An 8770-nucleotide genomic window follows, 5' to 3' on the forward strand; every position below is an offset into this window, starting at 1 on the left:
CATGTTTACTTTACCGATTTATCATGAAGTTTATATATTTCTGCTAACTTTTTTTGAAAATTATAGTAATCTGAATTTTAGTGGTTACTTACTTGTTATCTACCATCTAGCTAAAAAGAGCTATTTTGCAGGTATGTACTACCAATCAAGAATTTCGCTGCAAGTTCTTGAATTTGTCACTTCAAATTGTGCAGGGTGACTATTTAGCCCTACACAACATTAGAAACCGTTTCCAGTAATTATGAAGAGATACCTTTCTGCTGATTTGGTTGCCTGTGCATCTCACCACACACCATCATGGCGGCAATTACCAGCTAACTCATCCTTGGTCGGAGGTTTACCATTCTTCTTTGCAAGTGATATTTTTGCCTAATCCCAACTCTAAGGGTTGCTCTACAATCACAAACCTAAGTAAGGCATCTAACTTTTTTAATGCTTAGTTTCTAATAATACGTTTTATCTTGAAGAAGTTATCCTCAAGAATAAACTTCTAGCAAAAGTGCCCGACAACTTTCGTCACGACTGCAAAAACATAGTTTGTCAGCGCGGATTTAATGCTCAAAAGCCTTTATGGAGAGCCATTATCGTCTACATTACAGTAGATTTTAGTCGCTTTCGACTTTAGCATCAGGAGCAAAACAACTTTGGCAGGAGAACTAAAGTATCTACAATTTTAGGCTGCTAAATACGGATAAGAATGATACTTTTGTGACTGATGGGCGAGAGCCAATGGTCTGTGCGTTGCACTTGAGTTACTCTTAGATTGGCTAGATTAGCGAAAGATACAGAAAACCAATCTAATTTTTGAAATACTATATCCTGGCAACCAGTCGTGCCATTTTGCTATTGGTTAATAACATGGATTGGTTTATTTGTAACTCGTGCTTTATAGCTTAACAGAGATTGGTTAATTGAGAGTTGGGGGGTGTGGAATCTCTGTACTAACTCAAATGTGACCGCTATATTTATCTGAACAGTGCTTCCAACAAAGTCGCAGTGAATTCCGAAAAGGTAATTCACTAATTTTACGTGCAAACAAATGTTAATTTTATTCCAAAGCCATCCCAATGAAGACACTTCCGATTAGTAGATACAGATTTTTCCAAAAGCTCCAGCCTTTATCTTTGTTGAAAAAAATCACTGGTAAGTCGGTTACTGGTTGTTTGCAGGTATTTAGCACATCAGGCTCTTGGTCAATATATGTAGACGAGGGTAAACTAATTTATGCCTGCTACTCAGAGAAAATGTTTGAGCCGCTTTACAGAAATTTGCAACGCTTGAGTCAGCAAATTTCTACTCTCCCTCATGAAATTCACGAACAGTTGCGGGCGATATTTGAAACTGGGATTGAAAATCAGGCAATACCGAACCCAGATTATCTGGCTATTTGTTGGTTAGTCAATCAGAAATATATCAGTCCCTTTCAAGCGGCGATACTGATAGAGCAATTGGTGCTAGAAGTTCTGGAGTCATTTCTGAACTTAGACGAGGGAAGTTATGAATTTATTCCTGAAAGCTTTCTGGATGACATGCCAAAGTTTTGTCATTTGAATCTCCGCTTACTAGTTGAACGATGTCAAGCACCCCGAAGCGTTAGCGTCTCTGAAAAAGAAGCCTCTTGTAGAGAAGCGGCTTATCATCAGACATCGCCAACTTCTCAATCACACCCCTCAGAATTGTTCAAAATAAATGAGCTAAAACCTAAAAGCAAAAGTACACCAAACTCGTCTAGAACAAACGGCTATAAACCACCAGCCTACTCTATTAATACCAATGAACATAGGGGTCAGCAAATCACCCAACCGCCTGCTGACAAAAAAATCTACACAATCTTTTGTATTGATGACAGTCCTATGATATTGAATACTATTAAAAGTTATTTAGATGAGCAAATATTTTCTGTTGTGGGAGTCAATGATTCTTTAAAAGCTTTAATGCAGATTGTTCACACCAAACCTGACATCATTTTGTTGGATATTTCAATGCCTAATTTGGATGGATATGAACTCTGCTCTTTGCTGCGGAAACACTCAAATTTTAAACATACACCTGTGATTATGGTGTCAGAAAAACTAGGATTTCTAGATAGAGCTAAAGCTAAGATAGTAAGAGCATCAGGTTATTTAACTAAGCCTTTTACACAAGGAGATTTACTAAAAGTCATTTTTAAACATATTGTTTAATTTAATAATATAAATAATAAACCCACAAAAACCAAGATAGTTTTTGGATATTTCAGGTTGAGTATTACCTGGTTATCTACCATTTTAGTTATAAAAGATTGTCTGAGCCAATTAAAATTAGTTAGTCGTTATCTCACAGACAGAGGTTACAATGTTATTCAGGTGACTAATGCGAAGGAAGCTATAGAAATAATCTTAGAAGAAAAACCAGATGCGATTGTTACTGATGTAGTAATGCTGGGGATAAGTAGATTTGAATTGTGTCGCTTCATCAAAACAAATCCGATTAACCGATTATGGGCACTTGAAATTGAGCGATAAATCGCTGACTACGAACCTTTTTTGGGGTAGAATTGACCACTTTAGTATCTCTGAGGAAGTGGTATCTCTCCCAGTATTTCCAAAAGCGATCGCTCCATAACTTCACTGACAAATGTATTACCTTGTAAGTTGAGGTGAATGTGGTCGTGATACAAAGCTTGCGGGTTGGTAGTTGAATTGAATATCGGTAAAAAGTCTATATAGTTAATTTGTTCTGCTTTAGTAAAATCGTTCAAGCGCTGGCGTGCAAGAATTTCGTAATCGCGGGGGCCTGGTTCACCAATTTCTCGCAGTAAGGGAGTCATGACTAGTAAAAATTGGCTGTTGCTTTGGCGAGTCAGGGCTTGAATTTTGCCGATCGCCTCCAAATTAATCCCCACGCGATCGCCTGCTTCATTTTGCACTGCTTTAATTTCGGGAATTGGCTGTTGCTTGAGGATATAACGTTGCCATACTTCTACCAATGCTAGGGGAGGTTTACTATTGGGATAGTTGCGATCGCGTCCTACCGGTAAAGAAGTGGGAGCAGTAGCAAACAAATCATCGGTATTAATTAATAATACTACCGTTTGGGCGTTGAAATTGCTAAACTTCTCTAAATAAGCTAACTCGTTCCTTGGCCCCCAAGAGTTAGCTGAAGCATTTAGCACTTCTACTTCCTGATAATTATTATTAGTAGATGATGCTAAAGAACGCATCATCATCGTGGATATTGTATTACTCTGATCTGTCCACCAGCCACCATTAGCAATAGAATCCCCTAACAGTAAAACTCGCAGCCCAGAAGGTGCAGGTGTCTTCTTGAGCGGACTACCTCGCATAGAATACTCATTAATTTCAATGCGATTACCAAAACGACGGGTACGCTGGTTAGGAGCCAATAAATAACCAATCTGCTCATCGCCAATGTAAATCAGGGGATTACCAAAGCCAAAAAGCGATCGCAGTCCGATCTCGACTACTACAAACAATCCCACAACCACCGCCAAAAGTACGATCAACGCCACTTTCACCTACCTACACCCTCTTATACTGAGTTGCTTTTCAACGATAGTAACTGACGCATTGGGCATTGGATAGAGGCACAGAAGCGGCATGTACAACGTAAAACTTTTCTCAAGAGCTAAGAAATCCCCTGCATCTTCCCCACTCCCCAGGCATCTGACTAAGCGGATTAATATGTATTGGAACGTGTTTAATAAGCACTAAAACAGCAATTGTATAGCTGTTAACTGTCTATCTAATGGTTTATCAAAAGTTAGATATATTTTGGCTATTCTTGTGTAAGAGTATAGCAGTGTTTTATAGTGATATAATTTTTTATTATAGTATTACAAAAATTACAATTGTCATCATTTTATTAATTCAGCAAAATTTTTTTCTGGGGTAAGGTAGGATGATTAAAATAGTCACACGCAAATATTTAGGAAAACAAAGTGTCTATGACATTGGGGTTGAACATGACCATAATTTTGCGCTCAAAAATGGGTTAATAGCTTCCAATTGTTTCAATAAATCTCATTCGACGGCTTATGCTTATGTAACTTATCAAACAGCATATTTAAAAGCTAATTACCCATTGGAATATATGGCGGCACTGTTAACGGCTAACAGTGGCGATACCGATAAGGTACAGAGATATATTACTAACTGTACAAATATGGGTATTTCCATAGATCCGCCGGATATTAATCGCTCTGGTGTTGATTTTACGCCGATATTGGGAAAGATTCTGTTTGGATTTTCGGCGGTGCGGAACGTGGGACAGAATGCGATCGCTTGTATTTTGGAGGCGAGAAATGAGACAGGATTTAAATCCCTCGCTGATTTTTGCGATCGCGTGGATTTACGTGCTGTTAACCGCCGGACTCTGGAATCGCTGATTTACTGTGGAGCCTTTGATAAAATTGAACCCAACCGTCAACAGTTAATTAACGACTCAGAATTAGTGTATGATTGGGCACAATCTCGTGCTAAAGACAGAGCTAGTGGTCAAGGAAATCTCTTAGATTTATTGGGCGACGGATTTTCTTCTACTCCGAATAAAAGAGCAAATAATGCCTTTGAAACTGCTCCTAAATCTAAACCTGTGATGGATTTACCCCCGCAGAAAAAGTTGCAGATGGAGAAAGAATTATTAGGCTTTTATGTATCAGATCATCCCCTGAAATCCTTACGGCAAATAGCACCACTTTTGACTCCAATTAACCTTTCGCAACTGGGAGAGCAAAGGGAAGAAATAAGGCTTTGTGCAGTTGTCATGTTGAATAACGTCAAAAAAGTGGTTACTAAAAAAGGCGAACAAATGGCAATTTTGCAAATAGAAGACCTCACTACACAATCAGAAGCTATAGTCTTTCCCAAAACCTATGAACGCATTAGTTCCCTACTCCAAGTGGACACTAGATTGATTATTTGGGGAAAAGTAGATCGACGCGACGAGCAAACTCAATTTATTCTTGAAGATGCAGAACCAGTGGAAACAGTACAAATGGTAATGGTGGAGTTAAATCCCCAGCAAGCAAGTAATATCGATGAACTACATCGCTTGAAAATAATTTTGCAAGAACAGTCAGGAGACAAAGACAAAGCAAAAATGCCAGTGATCGGAATTATACAAACTGAAAATTCTCGGAAACTTGTTCGCTTGGGTTGGCAATTTTGTGTACAAGATTCTAGAATAACCGTTCAAGCTTTGCAAAATGCCAGTTTTCCTGCTCATATCAAATTGCTGACTGCTATCTGAAGCCAGAAGTGAAAAGTCCACCAATACTGAAAAGCAGCTTATTAATCAGTTTTACTGAACTGTCAACAGTAAATTGTCTTAAGTATTTAGGATTTTAATATATTTTTTAGTTACTTATGCGGATGATGATTTCCTTGAGGCAATGGTATATTTTTATGCTAACACCCTTAAGGCTGCGACCGGGGGAAGGAGTTACAACTTGATGATCGTGAACGAGCTACATAAATTTGTTTCATACTGTAAAATAATTCAACCCCAAACTCAGGAGGACATTAAAAAATTTTTTGAAGGAGTTATCTTATTTCCTTATGATAAGGAACTTCTATTGCAAGCTTATTTATTTCTGAATATTAAAGACTTGTTTCCCTCGTGCGCTGAATTACTGTTATTTGAAAAATCTCCAATTTCAGATTATACAGATTTAGGGAAGTGTGATTTTGTCTACCAGACCTTTAAAGGGAGCCTGTTTTTAATTGAAACTAAGTTTATTGATACAGAAGCAACAGGAGCTACAGAAAGAAAAAGAAGAAATAAACACAGAAACAAGGTATTTGAGCAAGTTATTACTTTAAAAGGCCGGTTTAGTGAATATTGGAATATGAGGCTAGATCAATTAGAGTGCGGGGTTTTCACAACAGATGCAGAAGTTGCTTGGCGAGGAAATGGTGTAAACGTCATATCTAAATCAATATCTATAGATCATCTGGAAAAATGGCGAAGAAGCTATCACACTAGTGAAAAGTTTTTATCTCATCAAGATGGGTCAAAGCTTGGGAGAAGGTTAATTTGAAAGGTTGAGCCAAGACCCAAATATACTTTTTACGGTGATTTGCCCCCTGTAACCTTGTACAATTTCTGAAGCGATGCCTGCCGTTTTAGTCCAAAGGCACCTATTTGGCGAGATCGAATAGTATCTACACGCCCATCGCCGATGGAGAAACGGCGCAATGGTTTGCCTTACGTTGGGTAGGCTATCGATGCCGCTAGATTCACTCTAGTGATTTTTGGTGGATTTATAAATTTTAGGGTAAGGGAAAATCTTTCACGTACTCAGGTGGCAAGGCAAAATCACCTATTTTGAATCGGCCGTATTTGCAGTTTTGGTTTTGGCACTAGATAAAGCCTTTCTCCAAATCAGTTTGGATCAACGTCCCAAATTAGCGCAAGTTATCCGGTTAATTCTCAGAACAACTACTTAAATCAGCAATAATACTAATGCTGACTGATCTGAGTCATCCTTTTTATGAAGTACTCCTGAAATCAGAAAGCTCAGAAATTAGTCTTTTCGTCGGGCGCTTCAAACTTGTAACCATAGCCCCGCACAGTTTTAATAAATTCCGGTATACTGGCATCGACTTCCATCTTCTTGCGAAGCTGACCAATATGCACATCAACCACTCGACCATCTCCCACGTAGTCGCAACCCCAAATTTTTTGGATTAGCTGTGGGCGACTCCAAGCCTGATTAGGATGACTTGCCAAAAAATGTAAGATATTAAATTCCAGCGCTGTTAAAGCAAGAGGTTTATCGTTAAGTGTTACCTCCCGACCCTCTGGGTTAATTGCTAGCTGTTTAAAAATGATCCGTTGTGTTGGCGACGGGTTGATGTAGCGTATCCGTCTCAAAAGAGCTTCTACTCTAACTTCAACTTCTGCAAGACTAAACGGTTTGGTCATGAAATCATCAGCACCTGCGCTTAAGATTTTAATTTTATCAGCCTCGTCAGTCCTACTAGTCAGTATCAGCACTAAAACATTAGTACGGCTCTGCATTTCTTGGCAAAGGTTATAACCATTAAGATCCGGCAAATTCCAATCCAGAATCACTAAAGCCGGGTTAAATTGCTCAAACAACGATAAGGCAGTCCTACCATCTGCTGCGGACTCTATTTGATATTTCCGACTTAAAAAACGATAGACCAGATTTCTAACGCCGAAGTCGTCATCGACGATCATAATTTTGGGAGTAGTAGCGGGAACCATAACCATAATGCTGCCTATTCTAGATTGGGCGATTCGCTCTTGCGCCAGTTTTGCTTTACGTGTTTCTGTTGATAGTGTATTCACGTGCGTCTCTGCTGAGTACGATCGCTACTGTAGTACTTGTTTACAATTAATCTTCCATGAAGTTTATCAAAACTTTAGTCATTGTAATGCTAATAAATTGTATAAGTATTATATAAATTTTGTATAATATTAGATTTTTGTGATATTAATGTAGGATTTAATACTTAAATTTAGTATAATTAAAGACCATTTCTCTAACCACAAATAGTCTAGAGAGACATCAGACGCCACAGCATTTGCTACAAGTTTCAGTCTGAGACTATGACTTAGACTTGCCAACGACTGAGAGCATCGCCAGAAGATATAAGGTAGGACTAGTACCGCAAGGCAAAAGTCACGCATTCACGCATAATTCTATTCCAAGCTTTTGCGTAAGTCCTATTTATAAATAGTCTCTAACAGACAAAGCTTGGAGTCAGCATAAATTAGCAATAGCTTTAGGCATTACATATCAACCAGGTTCCAAATTTTTTGCAGGTGAGTCGGTTTCCCGCTCTTGTTTTGTGCAAATTTGCTAACAGCTAGGGTTATCTTAACAAAAGGTTGCTGGCTTACCTGAAGATATGGCATTTGAGGTAACTACTAAAACGTTATTGTTAGCGATCGCAGATATTGAAAAGATACGTAATTCCTGTACTAATGGCTGAATATTTTAATTTTATTTACAATCTATTTTAATAATTAAGTATCACAAATAGAAACTTTAAATATCTTTAATAGAATTCATATAAAAACAACTTTTGATAGTATAATATGACTTGATTAGCAATGCATTGAATGGTAGAAAATATTTTAATTAGCTATCTATCTCAGGAGATATTTTAAGTAAATTCAGCCCAAAGAAAGAGTAATTCAATATATTTAGCCCGTTAAATTACTATTAATATCGTCAAGTCAGGGATACTTATGGTTAACAATTTAGTCGGCGGCATCATTCCCCCACAGCCACCAATAGAAGCACAATCTGATGCTCATACATTGAAGTCTCGTCTAGAATGGGGCGAACCAGCTTTTACAATCCTGGATGTGCGCGATCGCAACACCTTCAACGAAGGTCACATTATGGGAGCGATGCCAATGCCAATAGATGAATTGGTACAGCGTGCAGTACCTTCTTTAGATAAAAGCCGTGATATTTACGTTTACGGTGCTAATGAAGAAGAATCTGCCCAAGCCGCGCAACAACTGCGTTCTAATGGATTTGAGCATGTCTCCCAACTTAAAGGTGGTCTTGCTGCATGGAAAGCTATCGGTGGGCCAACAGAAGGCATTGTTGAATCAACAACTCCCCCAAGTGCAGATGAGTACAATGTTGTAGATCGGCTAAAAAATCACCAAGAAAATCAGCCAAAGGGAGGCCCTAGCGCGACGGAAACTATTAAAAAGGGAGCCAGTAAGCTCAAAGAAAACATTCAAGAGGGAGCCAGTAACCTCAAAGAAGGCATTCAAGAGG

8 protein-coding genes and 1 pseudogene are annotated in these 8770 nt (G+C 38.5%); 7 read left to right on the plus strand and 2 right to left on the minus strand.

Annotation, left to right across the window (positions count from 1 at the left end):
- From ACFFAP_RS23620 to ACFFAP_RS23635, 4 genes are all read left to right on the plus strand, one after another.
- Positions 1-199, plus strand: a 199-nt coding sequence (locus tag ACFFAP_RS23620; protein WP_375513509.1) for a hypothetical protein, incomplete at its 5' end; no start/stop codon positions are given.
- A gap of 42 nt (positions 200-241) precedes the next feature.
- Positions 242-373 (plus strand): hypothetical protein, encoded by a 132-nt coding sequence (locus tag ACFFAP_RS23625; protein WP_375513510.1) that lies wholly within the window; start codon positions 242-244, stop codon positions 371-373.
- Between the two features lie 694 nt (positions 374-1067).
- On the plus strand, positions 1068-2183 hold the full coding sequence (locus ACFFAP_RS23630) for a response regulator (protein WP_375513511.1): 1116 nt from the start codon (positions 1068-1070) through the stop codon (positions 2181-2183).
- Between the two features lie 57 nt (positions 2184-2240).
- Positions 2241-2504 (plus strand): response regulator, encoded by a 264-nt coding sequence (locus ACFFAP_RS23635; RefSeq protein ID WP_375513512.1) that lies wholly within the window; start codon positions 2241-2243, stop codon positions 2502-2504.
- A gap of 41 nt (positions 2505-2545) precedes the next feature.
- On the opposite strand, the gene ACFFAP_RS23640 is transcribed toward ACFFAP_RS23635, so the two are convergent.
- Positions 2546-3517: an SGNH/GDSL hydrolase family protein gene (locus ACFFAP_RS23640; protein WP_375513513.1), complete on the minus strand. Its 972-nt coding sequence runs from the start codon at positions 3515-3517 to the stop codon at positions 2546-2548.
- A gap of 383 nt (positions 3518-3900) precedes the next feature.
- Here ACFFAP_RS23640 and ACFFAP_RS23645 point away from each other — a divergent pair, with 383 nt between their 5' ends.
- Together ACFFAP_RS23645 and ACFFAP_RS23650 are read left to right on the plus strand one after the other, a co-directional pair.
- Positions 3901-5250, plus strand: a complete 1350-nt coding sequence (locus tag ACFFAP_RS23645; protein WP_375513514.1) for an OB-fold nucleic acid binding domain-containing protein — start codon at positions 3901-3903, stop codon at positions 5248-5250.
- Positions 5251-5452: 202 nt separating this feature from the next.
- The gene (locus ACFFAP_RS23650; RefSeq protein ID WP_375513515.1) at positions 5453-6040 is read left to right on the plus strand and encodes a hypothetical protein; all 588 of its coding nucleotides are present in this window, start codon (positions 5453-5455) and stop codon (positions 6038-6040) included.
- Positions 6041-6519: 479 nt separating this feature from the next.
- Here ACFFAP_RS23650 and ACFFAP_RS23655 read toward each other — a convergent pair whose 3' ends face one another.
- Positions 6520-7239 carry a response regulator transcription factor gene (locus ACFFAP_RS23655; protein WP_375513524.1) on the minus strand — a complete coding sequence of 240 codons (720 nt, stop codon included), beginning with the start codon at positions 7237-7239 and terminating at the stop codon, positions 6520-6522.
- Between the two features lie 984 nt (positions 7240-8223).
- On the opposite strand from ACFFAP_RS23655, the pseudogene ACFFAP_RS23660 reads away from it, so the two are divergent.
- A pseudogene (locus ACFFAP_RS23660) lies at positions 8224-8670 on the plus strand (rhodanese-like domain-containing protein); the annotation flags it as partial.
- Positions 8671-8770: the final 100 nt, after the last annotated feature.

It is taken from the genome of uncultured Nostoc sp. (assembly GCF_964245575.1).
Taxonomy (GTDB): domain Bacteria; phylum Cyanobacteriota; class Cyanobacteriia; order Cyanobacteriales; family Nostocaceae; genus Nostoc.